The 25,922-nt window shown below is 70.1% G+C and carries 22 protein-coding genes, 1 tRNA gene and 1 pseudogene; 11 read left to right on the top strand and 13 right to left on the bottom strand.

Annotated features, from left to right (window positions below; genetic code table 11):
* Nucleotides 1-12: 12 nt before the first annotated feature.
* Both MAA44156_RS11705 and MAA44156_RS11710 read right to left on the bottom strand, forming a co-directional pair.
* Complete coding sequence (locus MAA44156_RS11705) at nt 13-2,025, bottom strand: family 2A encapsulin nanocompartment cargo protein cysteine desulfurase (protein WP_065371100.1); 2,013 nt, start codon at nt 2,023-2,025, stop codon at nt 13-15.
* Entirely contained in the window at nt 2,012-2,935 is a 924-nt protein-coding gene (locus tag MAA44156_RS11710; RefSeq protein WP_003872495.1) for a family 2A encapsulin nanocompartment shell protein, read from the bottom strand. Before MAA44156_RS11710 ends, MAA44156_RS11705 begins: the two co-directional genes overlap by 14 nt.
* A gap of 471 nt (nt 2,936-3,406) precedes the next feature.
* Between MAA44156_RS11710 and MAA44156_RS11715 the strand changes: the two genes are divergently transcribed.
* The 6 genes from MAA44156_RS11715 to MAA44156_RS11740 all read left to right on the top strand — a co-directional run bounded on the left by MAA44156_RS11715 (nt 3,407) and on the right by MAA44156_RS11740 (nt 10,195).
* Entirely contained in the window at nt 3,407-4,699 is a 1,293-nt protein-coding gene (locus tag MAA44156_RS11715; RefSeq protein ID WP_009976284.1) for a thioester domain-containing protein, read from the top strand.
* Nucleotides 4,700-5,632, top strand: a complete 933-nt coding sequence (gene cysK / locus MAA44156_RS11720; protein WP_003872497.1) for a cysteine synthase A — start codon at nt 4,700-4,702, stop codon at nt 5,630-5,632.
* Between the two features lies 1 nt (nt 5,633).
* Nucleotides 5,634-6,323 carry a serine O-acetyltransferase gene (gene cysE, locus MAA44156_RS11725; protein WP_009976282.1) on the top strand — a complete coding sequence of 230 codons (690 nt, stop codon included), beginning with the start codon at nt 5,634-5,636 and terminating at the stop codon, nt 6,321-6,323.
* 244 nt (nt 6,324-6,567) lie between these two features.
* Nucleotides 6,568-7,689, top strand: coding sequence for an LLM class flavin-dependent oxidoreductase (locus MAA44156_RS11730; protein WP_009976281.1), 1,122 nt, complete (start codon nt 6,568-6,570; stop codon nt 7,687-7,689).
* The gene (locus MAA44156_RS11735; protein WP_009976279.1) at nt 7,686-8,807 is read left to right on the top strand and encodes an LLM class flavin-dependent oxidoreductase; all 1,122 of its coding nucleotides are present in this window, start codon (nt 7,686-7,688) and stop codon (nt 8,805-8,807) included. The genes MAA44156_RS11730 and MAA44156_RS11735 overlap by 4 nt, the downstream gene beginning before the upstream one ends.
* Nucleotides 8,804-10,195, top strand: a complete 1,392-nt coding sequence (locus MAA44156_RS11740) for an NtaA/DmoA family FMN-dependent monooxygenase (RefSeq protein ID WP_009976277.1) — start codon at nt 8,804-8,806, stop codon at nt 10,193-10,195. Before MAA44156_RS11735 ends, MAA44156_RS11740 begins: the two co-directional genes overlap by 4 nt.
* A gap of 4 nt (nt 10,196-10,199) precedes the next feature.
* Here MAA44156_RS11740 and MAA44156_RS11745 read toward each other — a convergent pair whose 3' ends face one another.
* Both MAA44156_RS11745 and MAA44156_RS11750 read right to left on the bottom strand, forming a co-directional pair.
* Nucleotides 10,200-10,835 (bottom strand): muconolactone Delta-isomerase family protein, encoded by a 636-nt coding sequence (locus MAA44156_RS11745; protein ID WP_009976275.1) that lies wholly within the window; start codon nt 10,833-10,835, stop codon nt 10,200-10,202.
* Nucleotides 10,836-10,886: 51 nt separating this feature from the next.
* Nucleotides 10,887-10,959: transfer RNA gene (locus tag MAA44156_RS11750), tRNA-Asn, on the bottom strand.
* 142 nt (nt 10,960-11,101) lie between these two features.
* Between MAA44156_RS11750 and MAA44156_RS11755 the strand changes: the two genes are divergently transcribed.
* A complete protein-coding gene (locus tag MAA44156_RS11755) occupies nt 11,102-11,377 on the top strand; it encodes a hypothetical protein (RefSeq protein WP_003872504.1) in 276 nt (91 codons plus the stop codon).
* On the opposite strand, the gene dnaG is transcribed toward MAA44156_RS11755, so the two are convergent.
* The 3 genes from dnaG to MAA44156_RS11770 all read right to left on the bottom strand — a co-directional run bounded on the left by dnaG (nt 11,361) and on the right by MAA44156_RS11770 (nt 15,311).
* The gene (dnaG, locus tag MAA44156_RS11760; RefSeq protein WP_009976272.1) at nt 11,361-13,313 is read right to left on the bottom strand and encodes a DNA primase; all 1,953 of its coding nucleotides are present in this window, start codon (nt 13,311-13,313) and stop codon (nt 11,361-11,363) included. The genes MAA44156_RS11755 and dnaG overlap by 17 nt on opposite strands.
* A gap of 41 nt (nt 13,314-13,354) precedes the next feature.
* A complete protein-coding gene (gene sodC, locus MAA44156_RS11765; RefSeq protein ID WP_009976271.1) occupies nt 13,355-13,972 on the bottom strand; it encodes a superoxide dismutase[Cu-Zn] in 618 nt (205 codons plus the stop codon).
* A gap of 67 nt (nt 13,973-14,039) precedes the next feature.
* Entirely contained in the window at nt 14,040-15,311 is a 1,272-nt protein-coding gene (locus tag MAA44156_RS11770; protein ID WP_009976269.1) for a deoxyguanosinetriphosphate triphosphohydrolase, read from the bottom strand.
* 198 nt (nt 15,312-15,509) lie between these two features.
* On the opposite strand from MAA44156_RS11770, the pseudogene MAA44156_RS11775 reads away from it, so the two are divergent.
* Nucleotides 15,510-17,478, top strand: a pseudogene (locus MAA44156_RS11775) (TPM domain-containing protein).
* Between the two features lie 46 nt (nt 17,479-17,524).
* Here the strand turns inward: MAA44156_RS11775 and MAA44156_RS23790 are convergent.
* From MAA44156_RS23790 to MAA44156_RS11790, 3 genes are all read right to left on the bottom strand, one after another.
* Nucleotides 17,525-17,812, bottom strand: coding sequence for a hypothetical protein (locus MAA44156_RS23790; RefSeq protein WP_029245112.1), 288 nt, complete (start codon nt 17,810-17,812; stop codon nt 17,525-17,527).
* Nucleotides 17,813-18,320: 508 nt separating this feature from the next.
* Nucleotides 18,321-19,553 carry a PPE family protein gene (locus tag MAA44156_RS11785; protein ID WP_009976265.1) on the bottom strand — a complete coding sequence of 411 codons (1,233 nt, stop codon included), beginning with the start codon at nt 19,551-19,553 and terminating at the stop codon, nt 18,321-18,323.
* A gap of 183 nt (nt 19,554-19,736) precedes the next feature.
* A complete protein-coding gene (locus tag MAA44156_RS11790; protein WP_009976264.1) occupies nt 19,737-21,128 on the bottom strand; it encodes a glycine--tRNA ligase in 1,392 nt (463 codons plus the stop codon).
* Between the two features lie 242 nt (nt 21,129-21,370).
* Here MAA44156_RS11790 and MAA44156_RS11795 point away from each other — a divergent pair, with 242 nt between their 5' ends.
* Nucleotides 21,371-21,751: an ArsR/SmtB family transcription factor gene (locus MAA44156_RS11795; RefSeq protein WP_003878320.1), complete on the top strand. Its 381-nt coding sequence runs from the start codon at nt 21,371-21,373 to the stop codon at nt 21,749-21,751.
* The gene (locus MAA44156_RS11800) at nt 21,748-22,155 is read left to right on the top strand and encodes a Fur family transcriptional regulator (protein WP_009976262.1); all 408 of its coding nucleotides are present in this window, start codon (nt 21,748-21,750) and stop codon (nt 22,153-22,155) included. The genes MAA44156_RS11795 and MAA44156_RS11800 overlap by 4 nt, the downstream gene beginning before the upstream one ends.
* A gap of 78 nt (nt 22,156-22,233) precedes the next feature.
* Here MAA44156_RS11800 and MAA44156_RS11805 read toward each other — a convergent pair whose 3' ends face one another.
* The 3 genes from MAA44156_RS11805 to recO are packed head-to-tail and all read right to left on the bottom strand — an operon-like array spanning nt 22,234 to nt 24,342.
* A complete protein-coding gene (locus MAA44156_RS11805; protein WP_009976261.1) occupies nt 22,234-22,662 on the bottom strand; it encodes a hypothetical protein in 429 nt (142 codons plus the stop codon).
* Complete coding sequence (locus tag MAA44156_RS11810) at nt 22,662-23,552, bottom strand: decaprenyl diphosphate synthase (protein WP_009976260.1); 891 nt, start codon at nt 23,550-23,552, stop codon at nt 22,662-22,664. Before MAA44156_RS11810 ends, MAA44156_RS11805 begins: the two co-directional genes overlap by 1 nt.
* Nucleotides 23,545-24,342: a DNA repair protein RecO gene (gene recO / locus MAA44156_RS11815; protein WP_003878322.1), complete on the bottom strand. Its 798-nt coding sequence runs from the start codon at nt 24,340-24,342 to the stop codon at nt 23,545-23,547. Before recO ends, MAA44156_RS11810 begins: the two co-directional genes overlap by 8 nt.
* Nucleotides 24,343-24,403: 61 nt before the next feature.
* On the opposite strand from recO, the gene MAA44156_RS11820 reads away from it, so the two are divergent.
* Nucleotides 24,404-25,915: an amidase gene (locus MAA44156_RS11820; RefSeq protein ID WP_009976258.1), complete on the top strand. Its 1,512-nt coding sequence runs from the start codon at nt 24,404-24,406 to the stop codon at nt 25,913-25,915.
* The last annotated feature ends 7 nt before the right edge of the window (nt 25,916-25,922 follow it).

Raw genomic sequence — 25,922 nt, forward strand, 5'->3', positions numbered from 1 at the left:
CCGGCCGGCGGTTCAGCCGACGTTGGCGCCACCCTCGGCGATCCGGCGCACCGCGCGCAGGAACACGTCGATCTCCTCGAACGTGTTGTAGAAGGCGAACGACGGGCGCACGGTGGCCTCGAGTCCCAGTCGGCGCAGGGCCGGCTGGGCGCAGTGGTGGCCTGCCCGCACCGCGATGCCCTCGGCGTTGAGCGCCTTGCCCACCTCGAGCGGTTCGTGGCCCGCCAGCACGAAGGACAACACGCTGGCCTTCTCCTGCGCGGTCCCGATCAGGCGGACCCCGGGGATGTCAGCCAACCGCGGTGTCGCGTACTCCAGCAAGGCGTGCTCGTAGGCGGCGATCCGCTCGACGCCCAACCGTTGCACGTAGCGCAGCGCCTCGGTCAGCCCGACGGCGTCGGCGATGTTGCCGGTGCCGGCCTCGAACTTCGTCGGCGGCCCCTGGTACAGCGAGCGTTCCAGGGTGACGTCGGCGATCATGTGGCCGCCGCCCTGCCACGGCGGGGTCTCGGTGAGCGCCTCCTCGGTGCCGTAGAGCGCACCAATCCCGGTGGGGCCGTAGATCTTATGGCCGGAGAAGACGAAGAAGTCGGCGCCGAGTTCGGCGACGTCGATCGGGATGTGCTGGATGGACTGGGCGCCGTCGATCAGCACCCGGGCGCCGTAGCGGTGACCCAACTCGACGATCTTGTCCACCGGCACCACGGTGCCCAGGGCGTTCGACACGTGGCTGGCCGCGACCAGCTTGGTCCGCGGGCCCAGCAGCTCCTCGAATTCGCTCAGCAGCAGGTTGCCCGCGTCGTCGATCGGCGCCACCTTGAGGATGGCACCGGTTTTTTGCGAAATCAGCTGCCAGGGAACGATGTTCGCGTGGTGCTCCAGGTGAGTGATGACGATCTCGTCGCCGGGCTGCAGATGCTTGGCGCCCCACGCGTGGGCCACCAGGTTGATCGCCTCGGTGGTGCCCCGCACGAACACGATGTTCTCCGAGCTGGGCGCGCCGATGAACTCGGCGACGGTGTCGCGGGCCTCCTCGTAGGCGTCGGTGGCGCGGGCCGCCAATTCGTGTGCGGCGCGGTGAATGTTCGAGTTCTCGTGGGCGTAGAAGTGCGATAGCCGGTCGATGACCACCTGCGGCTTCTGCGTCGTCGCCGCATTGTCGAACCAGATCAACGGTTTTCCGTTGACCGTCTCCTTCAGGATCGGGAAGTCCGAGCGAATCGCGGCGACGTCGAAAACCTCGTGCTCGTCGCGAAACTGCGGCACCGGATCGGTTTTGGTCAGGAAGTGGTAGTCATGCTCGTCGCCGGCCGGCGCATCGGGTGCGGGTGCGTCGGACCAGCCCAGGTCGGCGACCGAGGGCGCCTCGGGCAGCCACGACGGCGCCGTCGCGGCCCGCGGCACGACGGGGACGGGCGGCACCGTCCCGGCCTGCACACCGGGCGCGGTGGACACGATGCCGGTGGGCACCGCGAACGCGCTCAGGTCGGCGCCGTAGGCGGTGGCCGCGGCGGTCGTGTCGGGCACCTGGCCGCGGGGGGCGGACGGCGCGCTCTGCGGCGGCGCCTCCGGCCCGGCGGGCGTCGGAGCCCCGAGATAGATGTCGGCGACCCCCAGCTGCGGCACCCATGACGAATACACGTCGCTGGTGCCGGCGGCCGCCCGCCCGGCCGACGTGGCCGCCGTGGCGTCCGGCGCGCTGCCGCGCGGGGCGGGCGGCGCCGCCTGCGGGGGTGCTTCGGGGGCGGGAGACGCCGGGGGCGGCAGGTAGACGTCGCGCCCACCGACCTGCGGAACCGGTCCCGGGTACACGTCGGCTGTGCCGGCGGCGGTCCGCCCGGCCGAGGTCGCCGCCGTGGCGTCCGGCACGCTGCCGCGAGGTGCCACCGGCGCCTGCTGCGGCGGGCTGTCGGGGCCCGGGCGGATGCTGGCCGCATACAGCTGGCTGGCCAGCGCGGCGAGTTCCGCGGCGCTGATGGGCAGGTCGCTTTCGGCGTCTACCGCTCGGTACTCACTTGTACTCATGGAACTGATCCACCGCGACGTCGTCGAGCACGGCGAGCGCGTCATCGGTCAGGACGGCCAGGGAGGTGTACAGCGTGACCAGGTAGGTCGCGATCGCCGACTGGTTGATGCCGGTGAACCGCACCGACAGCCCCGGCGCCTGCTCCCCGACCAGGCCGGGCTGGAACAGCCCGACGACGCCCTGACGTTCCTCGCCGGTGCGGACCAGGATGAACTTCGTCTTGCCGTCCTCCACCGGCACCTTGTCCGACGGGATCAGCGGAATACCGCGCCAGGTGATGAACTGGGCGCCGAACAGGCTCACCACCGGCGGCGGCACCCCCCGGTAGGTGGCCTCCCGCCCGAACGCCGCGATGCCCAGCGGGTGGGTCAGGAAGAAACTGGGCGTCTTCCACACCTTGGTGATCAGCGCGTCGAGGTCGTCGGGCGTGGGAGCCCCGGCCAGCGTCTGGATCGTCTGCTCCGGCGTCGCCTGGGCCAGCAGCCCATACTCGGGGCTGTTGATCAGCTCCAGCTCCTGACGCTCCTTGATGGTCTCGATGGTCAGCCGCAGCTGCTGGGCGATCTGGTCGTGCGGGCTCGAGTACAGGTCGGAGACCCGGGTGTGGATGTCGACCAGCGTGGAAATGCTGCGCAGCGTGTACTCGCGCGGGCTGGTCTCGTAGTCCACATAGGTCTGCGGTAGCGGCTCTTCACTGCCGGCGCCGGCCTCGGCCTTGATGGCGACCTGCTCGGGATTGACCACCCGGTTCACCCGGTAGATGCCCGCCTCCACCGGAACCCAGTTCAGCAGGTGCAGCAGCCAGCGCGGCGTGATCGTCGAGAGCTGGGGGACGGTCTTGGTTGCGTTGGCGAGTTGCCTGGCAGCCAGATCACCAAGTGCTTGAGACTCATTTTGAGCCGACGTCATCGTGATCCTTTCGTGCGTGGTCGAAAAATGCGGCCCGGATCGGTGGATTCATCGTGCCCCATCGGGGCCGGGGCCGCGCGCCGAGCCGGTGTTGTGCGTCGTCGCTCGGCGTGCCGTGCATCCCTCCGCCGCGCCGAGTCCGCCGGCCCGCGGTGGTCGGTGACTCAACGAGTCCCGACATTAGGCCAGCCGGTCACCGCCGCCCAAGACTTACAGCCGGGCTGAGCCGAACAAACGGCCAAGTGCGATGACCTATAGTGGTGACATGCAACACCGCCTACAGCCGCGCTTTGCCCCGTCGCGCTGCCTCGTCGTGGCCTGTTGTTGCTGTTGTTGTCGTTGATTTCCGCAAGCCCTCTGACGCTGTAGAAATCCCCGCGCTCGCCCCTGCCCGGGCGGTGTCGCCGGCGCTGTCCGGCGCTGCGACGACGCGGGCCGATGGAAAGCCTTTTCCAGGAAGATCAACGACTCATGACCATATTGTCCGAGCCCGACCGCGCCCTGGCGCCGGTGGCCACCCGCCGGCGCTGCGTGGTGCGACCGGCCACCGCGCTCAACCGGATGACCCGCTACCGCGGCGGCACGTATTCGCACACCGTCGACCGGGTGGTGTTCGCCGACGGCAGCTGGGCCCGCACCGATCTGATCCGGCTCAACCCGAACGTGCACGCCTATTCGCTGGATTTCGCCGGCATCGCCCCGGCGCATCCGTCCCGCTACCGGGTCGACTCCTGGTCCGCGCTGCCGCATCTGCGCACGTCGGGGCACGAGGCCAAGGTCGACTGGATCCTGCGCAACTCGTTTCCGCTGCGCTCCACCGCCGAGCTGAGCCGACAGGTGCGCGAGGCCGGCTATCCGCTCGGGCCGGCCAACATCACCGAACACGAGGCGATCGCCGCGACGCAGGCGGCGATCTGGTTCTTCACCAACGGCCTGGCCCTGGACACCCGACCGCTCAACGTCCCCATCGCGGTGCACCGGGCGCCCGGACCGGTGCTCACCTTCGAATTCGACGGCCAACCTCAGCTCGGCGGCTACTCGGTGTGGAGCTCGTCGGCGGGCGACGCCACATTGAAACTGCAGAAATCCACCAATGGTGTTGTGTGGCAGGATGTTTCGGGTTCGCACCTGAGGTTGGAGCCCGGACAGCGGCGCTACCAGCGCACACTGGGCGAGGGCAGCACGCTGTCGTCGAGCAGTCACGGCCGCGGCGGGCGCGGCTACCGCTACTACCGGCTGGTGGCAACGTCGGAGACGGCCACGCCCACCATCGAGCACGTCAACTTCCGGCTCACCGGTGCCCGCCACTACCGCAACGCCGACAAGGTCGTGCACCTGTACAACTACCTGCTCGCGCAGGCGGGACGCGCCGTCCACCACGCCGACGACGCCCTGCTGCTCGACGACCGGCAGGCCACCGCGGATGCCGGGCTGATCGGACCCTTCCGGGTGCGAATCCCGCTGCTGCTCAGCGCCGACGACGGCCACCAACTGGTGGACGCCGACGGTTTCGCCGTCGGGCAGGTCGTCGAACCGGGCACGGACTTCTACATACGTGAGGCGCCGGGCGGCTCGGGAATAACGCTGACCGCGAAAACCGTTGGCGATCTGCATGGACGCGTGCTCACCGGGGTGGCGCTGGACGAAGCGTCGCAACGGTTTACCCCCGTTGCGCTAGCCATCCCCACCGAAATGGCCATAGAGTTCGATATTAGCTGGCAGGCCGACGAGGCCTGGTCCTACATCGTGGGAGACAAAAGGTAGATGAGCATCGCCGAGAACGTCACGCAGCTGATCGGAAACACCCCGCTGGTCCGGTTGAACCGGGTCACCGAAGGTGCGGTCGCCGACGTCGTCGCCAAGTTGGAATTCTTCAACCCGGGCAACAGCGTGAAGGACCGTATCGGGGTGGCCATGATCGATGCGGCCGAGCAGGCGGGCCTGATCAAACCGGACACCATCATTCTCGAGCCGACGAGCGGCAACACCGGTATCGCGCTCGCACTGGTGGCCGCGGCGCGCGGCTACCGCTGCGTGCTCACCATGCCGGAGACGATGAGCGTGGAGCGGCGAATGTTGTTGCGCGCCTTGGGCGCCGAGATCGTGCTGACGCCGGGCGCCGACGGCATGCCGGGCGCGATCGCCAAGGCCGAGGAATTGGCCAAGAGCGACGACCGGTATTTCGTGCCGCAGCAGTTCGAGAACCCGGCCAACCCGGCGATTCACCGCAGCACCACCGCGGAGGAAGTGTGGCGCGACACCGACGGCAAGGTCGACATCTTCGTCGCCGGCGTCGGCACCGGCGGCACCATCACCGGTGTCGCCCAAGTCATCAAGGAACGCAAGCCGTCGGCGCAGTTCATCGCCGTGGAGCCGGCCGCGTCGCCGGTGTTGTCCGGCGGCCAGAAGGGGCCGCATCCGATCCAGGGTCTCGGCGCCGGGTTCGTGCCACCGGTGCTTGCCATGGATCTGGTCGACGAGGTCATCGCCGTCGGCAACGAGGAGTCGATCGCGCTGGCCCGCCGGCTGGCCGCCGAGGAGGGGCTGCTGGTCGGCATCTCCTCGGGCGCGGCGCTGGTGGCCGCCCTGCAGGTGGCCCGCCGGCCCGAGAACGCCGGCAAGCTGGTGGTCGTCGTGCTCCCCGACTTCGGTGAGCGGTACCTGAGCACGCCGCTGTTCGCCGACCTGGCCGATTAGCATGCTGGCAGCCATCCGTCGTGACATCAGGGCGGCCCGGGAGCGCGATCCGGCCGCTCCGACCACGCTGCAGGTGATCTTCGCCTACCCGGGCGTGCACGCCATCTGGGGTCACCGCGTCAACCACTGGCTGTGGCGGCGCGGCGCCCGGCTGGCCGCGCGGATCTGCGCCGAGATCACCCGGATCCTGACCGGCGTCGAGATCCACCCCGGCGCCGTGCTGGGGCCGGGGCTGTTCATCGATCACGCGACGGGGGTGGTGATCGGGGAAACCGCCGAGGTCGGCGAGGACGTGACCATCTACCACGGTGTCACTCTGGGCGGCAGCGGCCGCGACACCGGCAAGCGTCATCCGACCATCGGCGACCGGGTGATCATCGGGGCCGGGGCAAAAGTCTTGGGCGCCATCAAAATCGGCGACGACAGCCGCATCGGCGCCAACGCCGTGGTGGTCAAGGAGGTGCCCTCCAGCGCTGTGGTGGTGGGCGTGCCCGGGCAGGTCATCGCCCGCACCCATCCCGGCCCCGGCGGTCCGGACGACTCGCTGATGCCCGATCTGGTCGGGGTCAGCCTGCAATCGCTGCTGACCCGGGTGACCAAGCTCGAGGCGAAGGTCGACGGATCACAGACCGGTCGGGTCATCCGTCGGCCCGAAGCGGGCGTCTGGTACGGCGAAGACTTTTCCATCTGAGCGTGAGCCGCCAAAGGCGGTTCGGCCGAACGGCTTTGCCCGCGACGCCTCCGAGTCGTGCGCAGCCGATTCGCCCACGCTGCACCTAACCCGGATGGTGGCGTTTCACCCCGGCTGAGCTCGGCGAAGTATTACTCAGGCTGAACTTAACCCGGTGCCGGAATGCATTGCCGCGCCCAGCGTTGCACAGTGAGTTATCGACACAACGCGAAGGTGAGCCGTTGACACGTTTCCGGGGTCGGTCATGACCGAGCTGCACCTGGCCGTGGCGCTGGACGGGTACGGCTGGCACCCGCAGGCGTGGCGATACGCGTTCGCGCACAACGCCACCGGCGGCGGGCAATTCAGCGGCCGATACTGGGCGGCGCTGGCCCGCACCGCCGAACGCGGACTGCTGGATTTCCTGACCATCGACGACAGCCTGGACGCGCAGCCGGGCCGCCGGGCCGAGATCTCGCCGCGGCGACTGGTGGGACGCGCCGACGCCACCCTGGTGGCGGCCCGGGTAGCGTCGGTCACCGAACACATCGGCCTGATTCCCGTGGCGACGGTCACCCATACCGAGCCGTTCCACGTGTCGAAAGCGATTGCCACGCTTGACCATATCTCGCACGGCCGGGCCGGCTGGCAGGTGCGGGTGAGCGCGACCGAGCAGGAAGCGGCGTTGTTCGGGCGGCGGGCGGTCCCCGGGGTGGACGAGCTGTTCGACGAGGCGGCCGACGCCGTGGAGGTGGCGCGCCGGCTCTGGGACAGCTGGGAAGACGACGCCGTCATCCGCGATGTCGCCACCGGTCGCTATATCGACCGCGACAAGCTGCACTACATCGACTTCGCCGGCAAGTACTTCTCGGTCAAGGGCCCGTCCATCACCCCGCGGCCACCGCAGGGCCAGCCGGTGGTGGCGGCGCTGGCGCACACGCCCCCGGTGTACGAATTCGCCGCCGCCAATGCCGATCTGGTCTTCGTCACGCCTCGCGACGACGACTCCCTGCGGGCGATCCTGGCCGAGGTCGACCGGGCGCGACGGGCCGCGGGCCGGGCGATCCGGGTGTACGCGGACCTGGTGGTGTCGTTGGTCGGGCATCCGCTGACCCCCGCGGCGGCCATCTCGTCGGACGCACGGGTATTCGCGGGCAGCGCAACGGATTTGGCGGAACTCGTGGTCGCCTGGCAGGATGCGGGCGTCGACGGGGTGCGGCTGCGGCCGGCGGTCAACGCGCTGGACCTGCCCGCGATCGTCGACGACCTGGTGCCGCGGCTGCAGCGGGCCGGCCGTTTCCGCACCGGCTACCGCGACGGCGAGACGCTGCGCGAGCGGCTGGGATTGGCGCCCGCCCCGAACCGCTACGCGACGGCGGCGTCATGACCGTGACTCCGCTGTCGATCCTGGACCTCGCGCCGATCAGCGCGGGCTGCGACGCCGCGACCGCGCTGCGCAACACCATCGACCTGGCCCGGCACGCCGAGCGCTGGGGCTATCACCGGTACTGGCTCGCCGAGCACCATTTCGTCGCGGTGGCCAGCTCCGCACCGGTGACGCTGATCGGCCAGATCGCCGCGGCCACGTCGCGCATCCGGGTCGGGACGGCCGCGGTGCAGATCGGCCACACCACCGCGGTCGCCGTGGTGGAGAACTTCGGCATTCTCGACGCGCTGTATCCCGGCCGAATCGACATGGGGCTGGGCCGATCCGGGCAGCGTCGCGCCGAGGTGGCCGCGTCGCCGACCGCGGCCTCCCCGCCCGAGGCCCGGCCGTGGCGGGAGACGGACGGGCTCGTCATCCCCGCCCCCTTCGACCAGACGGCGCTGATGAAAAGCGAACGGATCCGGGCGCAGTCGTCGGTCCTGGCCCCGCCGTGCGCACAACCCGCGGACTTCGGCGAACAGATCGCCGACATCGAGGCGATGCTGGACGGCAGCTATGCCGTCAACGGCCATCGGCTGCAGGTGGTGCCGGGCGAGCACGCCGAGCTGACGCCGTGGATCTTCGGCAGCACCCGCGGCCAGAGCGCCGAGGTCGCCGGGGCCCGCGGGCTTCCGTTCGTCGCGAGTTACCACATCACCCCGGGCACCGCGCTCGATGCAATCGAGGCCTACCGCAATGCTTTTCGGCCGTCCGCCCGGCTGGCGCGGCCCTACGTGGTGGTGTCGGCCGACGTTGTGGTCGCCGAGGACAGCGCCACCGCGCGCCATCTCGCGTCCAGCTACGGCCACTGGGTGTATTCCATCCGCAGCGGCCAGGGCGCGATCCCCTACCCGGACCCGGACCTGTGCGATCCGTTGACCGAGGAGCAGCGGGCGCTGGTGGCCGACCGCACCGCAACACAATTCGTCGGCAACCCCGACGAGGTGGCCGACCGGCTCGAGGTGCTGCGCCGGGTCAGCGGCGCCGACGAGCTGGTGATCACCTCGGTTACGCATCGGCACGCCGACCGGCTGCGCTCGCACGAACTGATCGCCAAACGCTGGGGGCTCACCGGATGACCACGCGAAAAGCACGTCGCCGCAAGCAGATACATCTGGGCGCCCACTTCCCCGGGGTGAACAACACCACGGTGTGGTCCGATCCGAGCGCGGGCAGCCAGATCGCGTTCGAATCGTTCGTGCATCTCGCCCGGACCGCCGAGCGGGGACTGTTCGACTTCTTCTTCTTGGCCGAGGGTCTGCGGCTGCGCGAGCATCGCGGCAAGATCCACGACCTCGACGTCGTCGGCAGGCCCGACACCTTCACCGTGCTGGCCGCGCTCGCCGCGGTCACCGAACGCCTCGGACTGGCCGGCACCATCAACACCACCTTCAACGAACCCTACGAGGTGGCAAGGCAATTCGCGACGCTGGACCACCTCTCGGACGGGCGCGCGGCCTGGAACATGGTCACCTCCTCCGACGCGTTCACCGGGGAGAACTTCCGCCGCGGCGGATTCCTCGCCCACGCCGACCGATACCGCCGGGCCGAGGAATTCATCACCGTGGCCCGAAAGTTCTGGGACAGCTGGTCACCCGGCGCGGTGATCGCCGACGTCGACGCCGGAACCTACGCCGATCCCGCGCGCATCGGCGTCGTCGAGCATCACGGTCGGCAATTCGACGTGCGCGGTGTGGCCTCGCTGCCCGCCGGGCCGCAGGGCCACCCGGTGCTGCTGCAGGCCGGCGACTCCAGCGACGGCCGGGACTTCGGCGCCAAGCACGCCGACGCCCTGTTCACGCTGCACGGGTCGCTCGAGGCGGGACAGCGCTACTACGCCGACGTGAAGAGCCGCGCCGCCGCCCACGGGCGCGACCCCGAGCAGCTCAAGGTGCTGCCCGGTGCGACGTTCGCGCTGGGCGACACCCCCGCCGAGGCGGCCGACAACGCCCGCCACATCCGCGAGCAGCAGGTCAGCGGCCCGACCGCGATCGCATTCCTCGAGCAGGTGTGGGGCGTCGACCTGTCGGCCTACGACCCCGACGGGCCGCTGCCCGACGTCGAGCCCGTCGAGAATCCGACCATCACCCGCGGCCGGGTCCGGCACGGCGACCCCAAGACGGTCGCCGAGACCTGGCGGGCCCGGGCACGGGCCGAGAACCTGTCGATCCGGGAGCTGATCATCGAGGTGACCAGCCGTCAGCAGTTCGTCGGAACGCCGCAGCAGGTGGCCGCCGAGATCGACCACTACGTGCAGTCGGATGCCTGCGACGGCTTCATCCTGGTGCCGCACCTGACGCCGCACGGTCTCGACGAGTTCGTCGACAAGGTGGTGCCGCTGCTGCAAGAGCGCGGCAGCTTCCGCGCCGAATACCGCGGCATTACGCTGCGCGAGCATCTCGGCCTGGCGCCGGCTCAGGGCAACGCTCCCGGCGCTGACCTGGAAAGCCAGTGCGCGACAGGATGATTCGCTAACGGCCCGCCAGTGAGCCGCTGACCGGGTCGTCCGGATGGGTGTGCAGCGGCGTCGTAGTGTCCACCTGCAGCCAGGCGTGCAGCGGCAGCGAGCGCAGCACGGCCGCCAGGCTCTCGGTGTCCGCGGTGCGCCACAGCGCCAGCACGCGCGGCTCGCCCGGGCCGGAATGCAGCCACCACAGCCGCTGCAGGCAGCCCTGCGCGCCCAGCTCGCCGGCGCGCTCGGCCTCACGGGCCAGCACGTCGTCGACCACCCGCTGCGGCGCGTCGGCGGGAACCCGGATGGTGATGGCCTGCAGAAACTCGGCAGCCCCGCCCGAAACCGGCTCCGGGGTGATCAGGCGTGCGGTCGGATCGTTCGGGTGCACCGGCAGCGGCGTCACCTCCTCGGTGCGCCACGCCCGCAGCGGCGTCGAGGCGAGCAGCTGTTCCAGCGCGTTGTCGTCGGCCGCGGCGAACAGGCCCAGCGTGCGCCACCGGCCGGGCGGCGACGGCGCGCGCCACAAGCGCAGCAACTGCCCCTGCCGAGCCAGCTCACGGCAGCGTGCGGATTCCCGGGCCCGTAGGTCGTCGACCGCTTCCGCGGGGGTGCCGTCGGGAACCTGGGTCGTCGCGGCAACCAGGAACTCCATCGGGTCTCCCAAGTGATTCGTGCTCACCGACGCCGGGCGCTGCAGAAAGTGCTCCCCCGCCTGGACTCGAACCAGGAACCCTTCGGTTAACAGCCGAATGCTCTGCCAATTGAGCTACAGGGGACTAACCCGATCGCGGGACGACTCTAGCGTACTGGCACGACCGCACCCAACTAGCGTGACCCGTGGCATACCGTGGCGATCGCGGACGCCTGCACCCCATCCGGTGAGGCAGGATGGAGCCATCGATAGTCGGGAGGAACGCTTTGATCCGGTATGTCGTGGTGCTTGGACTGGGGTATGTGCTGGGCTCAAAGGCCGGGCGGCGCCGATACGAGCAGATCGTCGGCACCTACCGCGCGCTGACCAGCAGCCCGGTGGCCAAATCGGTGATCGAAGGGGGCCGGCGCAAGATCGCGAATCGGATCTCGCCCGACGCCGGGTTCGTCACGCTGACGCAGATCGACGACCGGACCGCCATCATGGAACGCGAGGCCGAGCCGGCCGACGAGGCCCTGGCGCCGTCTAATCGTCCCCGCTAGCCTGCTCCAACAGGCTGCGCCGGTAGGCCTCCATCGCCACCAGGTCCCCGAACAGCGCGTGGTATTCGTCGCCCTGCTCGATGGGCGACATGCGCTGCAGCTTCGACTTGACCTCGGCGATCTGCCGACCCATCCACACCTCCTGCAGCCGGGCCAGCACGCCGGCGATGTAGCGCGGCAGCTTCTCGTCGTCGACCTGGATGGCCTCGACACCCAGTTCGCTGATCAGCCCCGCCGTCAGCGGCGAGGAGGCCCGGTCGCGCACCGCCTCGATCCACTGCCCGCCGGTGACACCGCTCGACGTGCCGCCGGCCGCCTCGATCGCGGCACGCACGGCGGCGTACCCGGGATGGGTGAAGCTCTCGACGGTCAGCGAGTCGAACACCGGCCCGGCCAGCGCCGGGTACTGCAACGCCGACTTGAGTGCCTCCCGCTGCGGCCACAGGGTGGGATCGCGGGGGTCGGGACGGCTGGCGGCGGGACCGGCCGGGGCGGCGGACTGCTCGGCGCGGCGCGAGACCCTGCCGCCGGAGCCGCCGCGCCCCGCGCCGGCGGAGTGCTTGGACTGGCTGCGCACCCGGTCGATGACCTGCGCGACGTCGCTCCAGCCGACCCAGCCGGCGAGCTGGCGGGCGTACTCGTCGCGCAGCGTGGGGTCCTTGATCTGGGCCACCATCGGCACGCAGCGGCGCAGCGCGGCCACCCGGCCCTCGGCGCTGTCCAGGTCCAGCTCGGCGAGCGCCGACCGGATTGCGAACTCGAACAACGGTGTTCGCCGGGCCACCAGGTCGCGCAGCGCGGCGTCGCCGGAGCGCAGCCGCAGGTCGCAGGGATCCATGCCGTCCGGCGCGACCGCGACGAAGGACTGCCCGGCCAGGTTCTGCTCGCCGCCGAACGCCTTGAGCGCCGCGGCCCGCCCCGCCGCGTCGCCGTCGAAGACGTAGATCAGTTCACCGCGAAAGAAGCTGTCGTCCATCATGAGTCGGCGCAGCATCGCCAGATGCTCGTCGCCGAAGGCGGTGCCGCAGGAGGCCACCGCGGTGGTGACCCCGGCCAGATGCATCGCCATCACGTCGGTGTAGCCCTCGACGACCACGGCCTGGTGGCCCTTGGCGATGTCGCGTTTGGCCAGATCGATGCCGAACATCACGTTCGACTTCTTGTACAGCAGCGTCTCGGGCGTGTTGATGTACTTGGCTTCCATCGGATCGTCGTCGAACAGCCGGCGGGCGCCGAACCCGATCACCTCGCCGGCCGAGCTGCGGATGGGCCACAGCAGCCGCCGGTGGAACCGGTCCATCGGGCCACGCCGGCCCTGCCGCGACAGGCCGGCCGCCTCCAGCTCCTTGAACTCAAAACCCTTGCGCTGCAGGTGTTTTGTCAGCGTATCCCAGCCCGACGGTGCGAATCCGCAACCGAAGCGACGGGCCGCCTCGGCATCGAAGTTGCGTTCGGTCAGATACTGGCGGGCCGGCGCCGCCTCGTCGGACTCGAGCGCCGCCGCGTAGAACTCCGCCGCGGCCGCGTTGGCCGCGATGAGCCGGCTGCGGCTGCCGCGGTCGCGCTGCACGCTGGTGGCCGGGCCGGAGTAGGTGATGGTGTGGCCGATCCGGTCGGCGAGCAGTTCGACGGCCTCGACGAAGCTGACGTGCTCGATCTTCTGGAGGAACGCATACACGTCGCCGCCCTCGCCGCAGCCGAAGCAGTGGAAGTGCCCGTGGTTGGGGCGGACGTGAAACGACGGCGACTTCTCGTCGTGAAACGGGCACAGGCCCTTGAGCGAATCCGCACCGGCACGCCGCAATTGGACGTAATCGCCGACCACTTCATCGATGCGCACCCGTTCGCGGATGGCGGCGATGTCGCGGTCGGGAATCCGGCCCCGGCCCCGGGCACGGCCATCGCCCGGGGCGCGTGAACCTGCCGGGCTGGACATCGGCTCAGTGTAAGGCGCGCAGCGCGCCGGGTACGGAAAAGCTATCCGGTACCGATGACACCGCAGGCAACCCGGTCCATCGCGTTCTCGGTGTCCTCGGCGCCGTGCAGCATCAACGCAGTCTTGTTACCGGCCAACAGCTCGTCGCGGGTGAACGCATCGGTGGTGGTGACCAGATAGGCCGCGCCATCCTGGCGCACCTGCAGCGTGGCCAGATCGCCGCTTTCCGGCTTGCCGGTGTGGCCGGGGGCCTGGTAGTGACCGCCGGCGGACAGGAAGTTCCCGGGCGCACCGCCGGTGGGGGCCACCGAGTTCGGCTCGCACTTGCCGATCTCGTGCACGTGCAGGCCGTGCAGGCCGGGCGTCAGGACCCCGTTGGTCACCGTCTTCACCGTGACGGTGACGTAGCCCCCGGTGAAGTCGAAGGTCGCGGTGGCCACCGACCGGCCGTCGGGCGTCTTCAGTTCCGCGGTCAGCGCCCCGCCGCCGGGCGCCGGGGTGGTCGTCGCACCGGAGGACGTGGGTGCGGCGCTTTTCACCGGCGGGGTGGTGCCCGGCTGGGTGCTCGCGTGCTGCGGTGAACTGCACGCGGTCATGGCGAGAACCGGAAGCCCCATCAAGAGGGTGGCGATGCAGGGCGAGCCGCTGATTTTCTTCATATCGGGGAGCCTAACTCGCCGCGCCCGCGCCGCTTCCCGGGCCGCGCGACTTGTCGCCGGCGCGGCGCTACGGACCGGCCTGGCGGGCGTCGATGCGTTCCAGCCGGCCCTCGGTGTAGGAGGCGATCTGATCCACGATCACCCGCCACCGGGCGCCGTCATCGGCCGCGGTGTTGAACGCGGCGGCAAAGACCGGATCCAGCGTTCGCGGCGCCCCCGCATACAGCCAGTGCGCCACCCGGTGGATGCGTTCACGCTGCCCGGCCTGGGTCTGTTGATGGCGGGGATCGGACATGATGAACTGCAGCGCCAGGATTTTCAGCAAGGCCACCTCGGCGCGGACCAGATCGGGGACCGCGAGCTCGGCGCGGTAGCGCACCAGCGGCCCGGGTCCGGCGGCCGCGCGGGTGGTGGCGATGGCGGCCGAGGCAAACCTGCCGACCAGCTCACTGGTCAACCGTTTGAGCGCCACCGAGGAGGCCAGCGTGGCGTCGTACTTGCCGACGGCGGCGACCACCGGCAGGGCCGACAGCCGGCGCGCGGCGGCCATGAAGTCGTCGGCGCCCACCCGGGAGAATTCGCTCTCGCCCAGTTTGGCCAGGGCCGCGGCCTCGTCGTCGTCGGCGAGCACCCGCAGGTCGATGCGTTGCGAGACGACGCCGTCCTCGACGTCGTGCACCGAATAGGCGACATCGTCGGCCCAGTCCATCACCTGCGCTTCCAGGCACATCCGGCCGGCCGGGGCGCCGGCGCGCGCCCAGGCCGCCGCTTCCCGGTCGTCGTCGTAGAAGCCGAACTTGCTTGTCCCGGGGCCTTCGCCGCGCCGCCACGGATATTTGATCACCGCATCCAGTGACGCGCGCGTCAGGTTCAACCCGGCGCTATTTCCTTGGGCGTCAAGAACTTTGGGCTCGAGGCTGGTCAGGATCCGGAAGTTCTGGGCGTTGCCCTCAAACCCGCCGTATGCCGCGGCGACCTCGTCGAGGGCGCGTTCGCCGTTGTGGCCGTAGGGCGGGTGGCCGATGTCGTGGGCCAGCCCCGCGAGCTCGACGAGGTCGAGATCGCAACCCAGCCCCACCGCCATCCCCCGACCGATCTGGGCGACCTCGAGCGAGTGCGTCAGCCGGGTACGCGGCGTGTCTCCCTCTCGCGGCCCGACGACCTGGGTCTTGTCGGCCAAGCGGCGCAGCGCGGCGCTGTGCAGCACGCGGGCGCGGTCGCGGGCGAAGTCGGTACGGTGCTGACCTTCGGTGCCCGGCAGACCCGCAGTCTTGGGCGCTTCGGCCACCCGTCGCTGACGGTCGAAGTCGTCGTAGGGGTCGTGCTGATTCCTGGTCACCGACGCACAGTCTGCCAGGGAATGCCCGCCCGAGTCCGGCTCGACTCGGGCCCTCCGGCCCGAATCGTCGCCGGGCTGTGTTCGATTGCCCCACTCCTCATCGGGCCCTCCGGCCCGAATCGTCGCGGGGCTGTGTTCGATTGCCCCACTCCTCATCGGGCCCTCCGGCCCGAATTGTCGCGGGGCTAGATTGACCCTATGCGCACAGCTCGCCTGCTCGCCGTGCTCGCCGCGCTCCTCACGGTCGGCCTCAGCGCGGGTCTGCTGGCACCGCCGGCCGGCGCGCAACCACCACTGCGCTTGTCCGACTACCTCACCGACACCGCCGGAGTGCTATCGGATTCCGGCCGTAACGCCATCACCACCGCCGTCGACAAGCTCTACACCGACCGCCACATCCGGCTGTGGGTGGTCTACGTCGACACCTTCTCCGGGCAGACCGCGACCCGGTGGGCACAAGACACCCTGCGCACCAGCGACCTGGGCGACTACGACGCGCTGCTGGCCGTCGCCACCACCGACCGCGCCTACGCCTTCCTGGTGCCGCCCACCATCAGGGGCGTCAACCAGAGTCGAGTCGAGGCCTTGCGGCACAACAAGATCGAGCCCGCCCTGCACGACGGCGACTGGAGCGGCGCGGCGGTGGCCGCGGCCACCGGGCTCGACACCGCGCCCGGCTCGTCGGGCCGGGTGATCCTGCTGGCGACGCTGGCGGCCCTTCTCGTCGCGGTGATGGCTCTGCTGCTGGTCATGCGTTATCGCGGGCGGCGCCGCCGAGCCGCCGCATTGGCCGCGGCGCGCCGCCTCGACCCCACCGACCTCGACGCGCTGGCCGCGCTGCCGCTGCCGACACTCGACGACCTGTCCCGCGCGCTGGTGGTCGACGTCGACAACGCGTTGCGCACCAGCGCCAACGAACTGGACCTGGCCGTCGCCGAATTCGGCGACCAGCGCACCCAACCGTTCACCCAGGCCGTCACCAACGCCAAAGCCGCTCTCTCCCAAGCGTTTACGGTGCGCCAGCAATTGGATGACGGCATGCCGGAGACGCCCGCGCAGCGCCGCGAGCTGCTCACCCAGGTGATCGTGTCGGCGGCGCGCGCCGACCGCGAACTGGAATCGCAGACCGAGGCCTTCGAGGGCCTGCGCGATCTGGTGATCAACGCCCCGTCGCGGCTGGACGGGCTGACGCAGCAGTACGTCGAACTGACCGCCCGCATCGGCCCGGCCGAGCAACAGCTGGCGGCGCTGCACAACGAGTTCAGCGCTGCCGCACTGACTTCGGTGTCCGGCAATGTCACGGCGGCCAAGGAGCGGCTGGCGTTCGCCGACCGCAACATCGGCACCGCCCGCGAGCTCGCCGGCCAGGCCGTCAGCGGACAGCAAGGCCGATTGGTGGACGCGGTGCGCGCCGCCGAGTCGGCGCTCGGGCAGGCCCGGTCGCTACTCGACGCGGTGGACCACGCGGCCGGTGACATCCGGCACGCGATCGACCAATTGCCTTCGGCGATGGCCGATATCGAAAACGACATCAAGCGCGCCGCGGAGTTACTGGCCGCCACCCGCGACACCAAATCCGGCCACGCCGCCAAGTTGGCCGCCGCGCGCGACGCGGCCACCAGGGCCGTCGAGGGCGCACGCGCCAGTGCGCCCGACGATCCGCTGGGCGCGTTCGGGCAGCTGACCAAGGCCGACGCGGGCCGCCGTGGCTCAGGAGCGGGCCGCCGCCGAGCGACTCGCCCGGTCGCTGGAGCAGGCGTTGTTCACCGCGCAATCGCGGGTGCGGGCGGTCTCCGACTACATCGACACCCGCCGGGGCAGCATCGGGCCGGAGGCCCGCACCCGGCTGGCCGAGGCGCAACGGCACCTGCACGCCGCGGCGGACAGGCGGGCGACGGACCCGGCCGATGCGATCGCGCACGCCAACGCGGCGTCGACGCTGGCCACCGAGGCCCAGTCGCTGGCCAACGGCGACGTGCAAGCGGCGCGACGCGCCTATCCGCGCGGCGGGGGCGGTGACATGGGCGCGATGCTCGGCGGCATCATCGTCGGCGACCTGCTGAGCTCGGGCATGCGCGGCGGGTTCGGCGGCTGGAGCCCGGCGTCGTTCGGCGGCAGCACGAGTTCCTCCGGCGGCGGTTTCCTGGGTGGCGGCGGCCGATTCTGAGCGACCAGAAACCAGCCCCCGCAGGGACTTTCGGTGCTAGCGGGGCTCAGCCGGCGGCCGGGGAATGCGGTATGACGCCCGCGGTGCGCGGTACGGCTTCGCCGTCCCACCCGCTCCAGACCCCGTCGGCGACCGCGGTCGGGCGGGGCATCTCGGCCGTCTCCTCGACGGCCTCGGCGCTCGCTTCCGGCTTCGGCGCCCAGTGGTCGTAGTCGTCGGGTGGAACGGCCACGCCCCATTTGAGTGGGACCGACAAGCCACCCAGCACGCCTGACTCACCGCGTACTGCCGACACCGTGTCATCCGGCAACGGCGAACCAAGAGGCAACAGCACCCCTGCCCCCTTCCACAGCCGATCGAAGCGTTCGGACGCTGTGGCGAACCTATTTACACCAACCGGTTCACATCGTAAGACAAACCGAAGAGAATATGCGGGAATTGCTGATTTTCCTTACGTTACGCGTGTGTCGAACGGCATCGGCCGCCGACGTCCGGCCCCGGGCGGTGCACCGTCGCAGCGCGACACGCCGCCGACCGGTGGCTGCGCGGTAATCCCTCGTACGCGCCGGCAGCGGTAAAACCCTTGCCGCGCACGGGGTTCCGCTGCCCGGGAACGGCGTGCGGGGTCGGGGCAACCCCGAGCGCCGGACGGGTCGGCGACCGCGGGACGTCTTGCGGGGCGAGGCAGGGACACCGCGGGCAGCGGGCGCCGGGCTCCGGTTTGACCGACACGGCGGACGAATTCGGCTTTGCCGGTGCGCGGTTTTCGCGCCGGCCGAAGAATTCCGAATTCGCGCCGCAATGCACTTCATGCACATCTGCCACAGCGGCACCGCGCGGCGTTATCCGGGCCGGTTTCGGGGCACCACCTTCGGCCGGGACCGCACCACCTCCGCCCGGGTCGCGCGGTCCTCGCCCTCGGGCTTCTTGTCCCCCACCGCCATCGCGGTCACCGGCACGCCGCTGCTCGAACCGGTCGAACCCGTTGTCGCCGCCGTCATCGGCGCCGCGCCGGGCGCGCCCGACATCGCGGGGGTGGCGATGTACGCCGGCATCGACCCCTGCCAGGTCGGCGGGACTGCCATCGCCCCGACGAACCGCGCGGTGCCCAGGCCCGCCGAGGCCACCCCCAGGGCGCCCAGCCCGCCACCGGCCAGCGGCTGCAGGTCGGCCAATGGGTTGGCGGCGGCATGCGGGGTCTCGACGGGCATCTTGGCGGTGTTCACCAGCGCCGGCGCGGGTGTCGCCGCCGGCGCCGCCGCCGGGGCGGTGCTTTGGGCCAGCGTCACCATGGGCGTCATCAGCGCGGTGGCCGGATACATCCCGGCCTGCGCCACCGATGTCAACGTCGCCACCGGCGTCGAGGTGATCAACGAGGTCAGCGACGACACCGCCGGCGGCAGCGCCGCCAACACGGACTGCAGCTGGGTGGCGAACGCCGTTCCCAGCGAGGACAGGCCCTCGAAGAACTGCGACGCGAAGCTCAGCGGTGCGCTCACCAACCCGGCCAGGCCGCCCAGGCCCGCGGACGCCGCGCCGCCGCCCAGGCCGGCGGGGGGCACCGTGAACGCCGGCAGGGCCTGCGCCGCCGATTGCGCGCCGGCGTGATACCCGAGCATGGCGGCCACGTCCCGCAACCACATCTCGACGTACTCGAGCTCGGTCTGCGCGATCGCCGCCGTGTTCTGGCCGAAGAAATTCGTCGCGATCAACACCAGCAGCCTGGCCCGATTGGCCAGCACCGCCGGCAGCGGGACCGTCGCCACCAACGCCCCCTCGAAGGCCAGCGCCGCCAGCCGGGCCTGCAACGCGGCCACTTCCGCCTGGGCCGCTGCGATGATCAGCCACTGCACATAGGGCGCAGCGGCCGCGGTCATGGCCACCGACGACGGCCCCATCCACGGACCCGCCGCCAAATCCGTCACCACGGTTTGGAATGACGACGCCGACGACGACAATTCGGCGGCCAGCCCGTCCCAGGCCGAGGCCGCCTCGAATAGGGGTCCGGAGCCCGCGCCTCCCGCAATCAGGGCCGAGTTGATCTCGGGAGGGAAGAACACAAACGCGGGAATCATTCGCAACCCCAACCGGCCGAGTTAACGGCTCCTGCAACGGACGGCCCGACATCCGCCCATGGCGACTAGTTATCGACTTATGCCCCAGAGCAGATCCTAAGGCACCCTTAGCGTTGGAAGCCGGAATTTACGCAAACCTTATTTCCCGAATCCGGTCCTGCGGAGGCGTCGGCGACGACGGCGCTAGCAGCCCTTGAGCCGCGCCGACAGGTAGTCGGCCACGGCGTCCATGCCGATCCGCTCCTGGGACATGTCGTCGCGCCGGCGCACCGTCACGGCGTTGTCCTCCAGCGAGTCGAAATCCACCGTCACGCAAAACGGTGTGCCGATCTCGTCCTGGCGCCGATACCGCCGGCCGATGGCGCCCGCGTCGTCGAATTCGATATTCCAGAACCGGCGCAACTCGGCCGCCAGGTCGCGGGCCTTGGGACTCAGGTCGGCGTGCCGCGACAGCGGAAGCACCGCCGCCTTGACCGGAGCCAGCCGCGGGTCCAGCCGCAACACGGTGCGCTTTTCCATCTTGCCCTTGGCATTCGGCGCCTCGTCCTCGACGTAGGCGTCGATCAGAAAGGCCATGAACGACCGGGTCAGGCCGGCCGCCGGCTCGATCACGTACGGGATGTAGCGGGAGTCGGTGGCCTGGTCGTAGAAGGACAGGTCGACCCCGGAATGCTTTGAGTGCGTGGACAAGTCGAAGTCCGTGCGGTTGGCGACCCCCTCCAGCTCGCCCCACGGGTTACCGGCGAAGCCGAACTTGTACTCGATGTCGACGGTGCGGTCGGAGTAGTGCGACAGCTTGTCGGCGGGATGCTCGAACAGCCGCAGGTTCTGCGGATCGATACCCAATTCGACATACCATTGCAGCCGGGTGTCGATCCAATACTGATGCCATTCCTTGGCGGTCGAGGGCTCGACGAAGAACTCCATTTCCATTTGCTCGAACTCGCGGGTGCGGAAAATGAAGTTGCCCGGGGTGATCTCGTTGCGAAAGCTCTTGCCGATCTGGCCGATACCGAACGGCGGCTTCTTGCGTGCGGTCGTCACCACGTTGGCGAAGTTGACGAAAATACCCTGCGCGGTCTCCGGGCGCAGATAGTGCAGGCCTTCCTCCGTCTCGATGGGTCCGAGGTAGGTCTTGAGCATCATGTTGAACTCGCGCGGCTCGGTCCACCGGCCGGGTTCGCCGGTGTCCGGGTCGCGGATGTCGGCCAGCCCGTTGGGCGGCGGGTGGCCGTGTTTAGCCTCGTAGGCCTCGATGAGATGGTCGGCGCGGTAGCGCTTGTGGGTGATCAACGACTCGACCAGCGGGTCGTGGAAGACTTCGACATGGCCGGAGGCCACCCACACCTGGCGGGGCAGGATGATCGACGAATCCAGGCCGACGACGTCCTCGCGGCCGGTGACCACCGAGCGCCACCATTGCCGCTTGATGTTCTCCTTGAACTCCACGCCCAGCGGGCCGTAGTCCCAGGCCGAGCGGGTGCCACCGTAGATCTCCCCCGAGGGATAGACGAAGCCGCGCCGTTTGGCCAGGTTCACTACGGTGTCGATGACGGACGCCACGAGGCGGTGCACTCCCTTTCCGGGTTCGGGCGGGCACGCGCGGCGATCGACCGCGGTGCGCAGAGCATCAGTCATGGTAGCGATCGGCCCCGCCACCTTTGACATGCGTCATCATGCATGTGACAGTGGAAGCCGGCCGGTCGCGATACTCAACGGCGGATGCTTTCCCACTACCTGGCACTTCTCGAGGTGATGCCGCTCCCATGACGATGTCCCCCTCACCTGCCTCGATGCCGGCCGCCACCGACGGCGACATGGGACCGGAGCCGGGCCTGCCCGCCCACGACCACGACGGGCTCGCCGCCGCGGGCCACCCCGGTCCGGCCGACTACCCCGTCCCGCCGCCGCGGGACATCCTCGACGCCGCCGGCGAGCTGTTGCGGGCGCTGGCGGCGCCGGTGCGGATCGCGATCGTGCTGCAGTTGCGCCAGTCCCATCGCTGCGTGCACGAGCTGGTCGACGCGCTCGGGGTGCCCCAGCCGCTGGTCAGCCAGCACCTGAAGATCCTCAAGGCGGCCGGTGTGGTCGCCGGGGAGCGGTCCGGACGCGAGGTGCTCTACCGGCTCGCCGATCATCACCTCGCGCACATCGTGGTCGACGCCGTCGCCCACGCCGGCGAAGAGCCGCGCCCATGACGCCGTCCGGCGACGGGGCAGGAGTCAGTGTCCGCTCCACCCGGCAGCGCGCCGCGATCTCCACCCTGCTGGAGACCCTCGACGACTTCCGCTCCGCCCAGGAGTTGCACGACGAGCTGCGCCGCCGTGGCGAGAACATCGGGCTGACCACCGTCTACCGCACGCTGCAGTCGATGGCCGCCGCGGGCCTGATCGACACGCTGCGCACCGACACCGGCGAGTCGGTGTACCGCCGATGTTCCGAGCACCATCACCACCACCTGGTGTGCCGCAGTTGCGGGTCCACCATCGAGGTGAGCGATCACGAGGTCGAGGAGTGGGCCACCGCGGTGGCCGCCAAGCACGGTTTCTCCGACGTCAGCCACACCATCGAAATCTTCGGCACCTGCTCGGAGTGCCGGTAAACCGCGCCGAACGTGAAGCTAGTTTCACGTTCGCGGTCGAGCGTGAAACTAGCTTCACGCTCGGCAGGCGGGAAGGACTCAATCGGTCAGCGTGTGACGGATCCGGGCGCCGGTATCGAGCACCAGCAACACCAGGGTGCGCAGCGCGTCGTCGGTCAGGCCGGCGCCGGGAAAGTTGTAGCGCAGCATCACGTCGGCGAGCTTGGCGGTGTTCTTGCCCGAATTGCGCTGCACGGCAGTCTTGTTGACCTTCTCGACCAGGCTCACGCTGCCGAAGTTGGCATCCCGGGCGTGCCTGGCCACGTGGTCGCTGACCTTCTTGGTCAGCGGCAGGTCCCAGGCCAGGATCTGGGTGAGCGACACCAGGTCGAGGTCCTCGGCGATGTTGACCACCCGCAGCGAGGCGATGGTGCCCTCGTGGTGGACGGTCAGCGCGCCGTCGGACTCCTCCTGCGACGGCAGCACCTCGCGCAGCACCGATGCCAGACGCTCTTGCAGCGAGGACATTATGCGCTCCCGAATCTGCGGTTGCGGGAAGCGTATTCCTGGCAGGCGGCCCACAAATCGCGGCGGTCGTAGTCGGGCCACAACTTGTCCTGGAAGATGTATTCGGCGTAGGCGGCCTGCCACAACATGAAGTTGCTGGACCGCTGCTCCCCCGAGGTCCGCAGGAACAGGTCCACATCGGGGATGTCGGGCCGTTGCAGGTGATGCGCCACGGTGGACTCGGTGATGCGCTCGGGGTTCAACCGGCCGGCGGCGGCCAGCCGGGCGATTTCCTTTGTGGCCTCGGCGATTTCGGCCCTGCCCCCGTAGTTGACGCAGTAGTTGACGGTGATGACGTCGTTGCGCTTGGTCATCTCCTCGGCGATCGCCAATTCGTTGATCACGCTGCGCCACAGCCGGGGCCGCGAACCCACCCAGCGGATCTTGACCCCTATCGTGTTCAGGTTCACCCGTCGCATCCGCACCACGTCGCGGTTGAAGCCCATCAAAAACCGGACCTCTTCGGGGGACCGCTTCCAGTTCTCGGTGGAAAAGGCGTACAGGCTGAGCCACTTGATGCCGATTTCGATTGCGCCGCAGACGATGTCGATGACCACCGCCTCGCCGGCCTTGTGGCCGTCGGTGCGTGACATGCCCCGTTCGGTGGCCCAGCGGCCGTTGCCGTCCATCACGATGGCCACGTGGTTGGGCAGTCGGTCCGCGGGGATGCGCGGCGCGACCGCCTTGGAGATGTGCTGGGGCGGCCGGCTCGGCCCGCCGCCGGGCGACGGCGGCAACTCGGGGAAGACCACCGGCCACGTCGACTTGTCCGGGAACACGGGGTAGTCGTCGGGCGCCGGGGGCAGCTGCGGGAAGCCGGTCGACTTCGGGGCGCGCTCGGCTCTAACCACAGTCCATATCCTGCCCGATCAGCGTGGCGCGCTGGTCGGCGATGGTGCGGTCGATGTGATAGGTCCGCTCGACGAGCGGCAACGTCTTGAGCTGGCGCTCCAGATGCCATTGCAGGTGCGCGGCCACCAGGCCGCTGACGTAGTTGCGGTGCGATTGCGGCGTCTGCTCGGCGAACTCCCAGTCGCCGTCGTGCAACGCCGACATCAGGTCCAGCACGCCGGGAGGCGGTGTCGTCGAACCGGCCGGGCGGCAGTGCGGGCACACGCTGCCGCCGGCGCCGACGTGGAACGCCCGATGCGGGCCGGGGGTGGCGCAGCGGGCGCACTCGGTCAGCGCCGGCGCCCATCCGGCGATGCCCATCGCGCGCAACAGGTAGGCGTCCAGCAGCAGGTCCCGGGACCGGCGGCCGTCGGCCACCGCCCGCAACGCGCTCACCGTGAGCCCGTGCAGGGCCGGAGCGGGGGCGCGCTCCTCACCGGCGAGGCGTTCGGCGGTTTCCAGCATCGCGCACGCGCAGGTGTAGCGGCCGTAATCGCTGACGATGTCGGTGGCGAACGCGTCGATCGAGACGACCTGGGTGACGATGTCGAGGTTGCGGCCCGGATGCAACTGCGCGTCGATATGGGCGAACGGCTCCAGCCGCGCGCCGAATTTGCTGCGGGTGCGGCGTACCCCCTTGGCCACCGCGCGAACCAGCCCGTGGTCCCGGGTCAACAGGGTGACGATCCGGTCGGCTTCGCCGAGCTTGTGCTGGCGCAGCACAACAGCTCGGTCTCGATACAGCCGCATCCCAATAGTTTTGCACCCCGCCGCGACATTGCGGGGATCCGCGCCGTTAGTCTCGTACCCCGTGATTGGCGCTTCTGAGTCGGGTCCCGGGGCGCTTTCCGGCTCGAGTTCCGGATCCGGCAACCGGCGCCTGCCCACCCTGACTGACCTGCTGTATCAGCTGGCCAGCCGGTCGGTGAGTTCCACCACACTGGTGGGTCGCTCGCTGCACGCCATCCATGCCAGCCAGCCCACGCTGAACGCCTTCCGGGTGGTGCTCACCGAGTCGGCGCTGGCCGACGCCGCCGAGGCCGATCGGCGCCGCGCGGCCGGGGACACCGCCCCGCTGCTGGGCATTCCGATCGCCGTCAAGGACGACGTCGACATTGCCGGCGTGCCCACCGCCTTCGGCACCGAGGGCTCGGTGCCGCCCGCCACGCACGATGCCGAGGTGGTTCGCCGCCTCAAGGCCGCCGGCGCGGTGATCGTTGGCAAAACCAACACCTGTGAACTCGGGCAATGGCCGTTCACCAGCGGACCGGGCTTCGGGCACACCCGCAATCCCTGGTCGCGCCGGCACACCCCGGGCGGATCGTCGGGCGGCAGCGCCGCGGCGGTGGCCGCGGGCCTGGTGACCGCCGCCATCGGGTCCGACGGCGCCGGCAGCATCCGCATCCCGGCGGCGTGGACGCACCTGGTGGGCATCAAGCCGCAGCGCGGACGCATCTCGACCTGGCCGCTGCCAGAGGCGTTCAACGGGATCACGGTCAACGGCGTGCTGGCCCGCACGGTGGCCGACGCGGCGTTGGTGCTCGACGCGGCGTCCGGCAACGTCGACGGCGACCGGCACAAACCGCCCCCGATCACCGCCTCCGACTATGTGGGCAAGGCGCCCGGTCCGTTGAACATCGCGCTGTCGACCCGGTTCCCCTACACGGGGTTCCGGCCGAAGCTGCATCCGGAGATCCTGGCCGCGACCCGTGCGGTGGGCAAGCAACTCGAGCTGCTGGGCCACACCGTGGTGCCGGGCAACCCGGACTACGGCATGCGGCTGTCGTGGGATTTTCTCGCCCGCTCCACCGCCGGCCTGCGGGACTGGGAGGAGCGGTTGGGCGACGGCGTGGTTCTGGACCCCCGCACGGTGGCCAACTTGCGGCTGGGTCATCTGCTGGGACAGGCGATCCTGCGCAGCGCCCGCCGCCACGAGGCCGCCGACCAGCGCCGGGTGGGCTCGATCTTCGACATCGTCGACGTGGTGCTGGCGCCGACCACCGCGCAACCCCCGCCGCTGGCCCGCGCCTTCGACCGGCTCAGCGGCTTCGGCACCGACCGCGCCATGATCGCGGCGTGCCCGCTGACCTTCCCGTGGAACGTGCTGGGCTGGCCGTCCATCAACGTTCCGGCCGGCTTCACCTCCGACGGCCTGCCGATCGGCGTGCAGCTGATGGGCCCGGCCAACAGCGAGGGCATGCTGATCTCGCTGGCCGCCGAGTTGGAGGCGGTGTCCGGGTGGGCGAGCAAACAGCCGCAGCCCTGGTGGGACCAGAGCGCCGACACTCCCCCCGCCCCCGGCCAGCCCGCGCCCACCGGGTGACGGCCGC

The sequence above is a fragment of the Mycobacterium avium subsp. avium genome (assembly GCF_009741445.1).
In the GTDB taxonomy this organism is placed as follows: Bacteria; Actinomycetota; Actinomycetes; order Mycobacteriales; family Mycobacteriaceae; genus Mycobacterium; species Mycobacterium avium.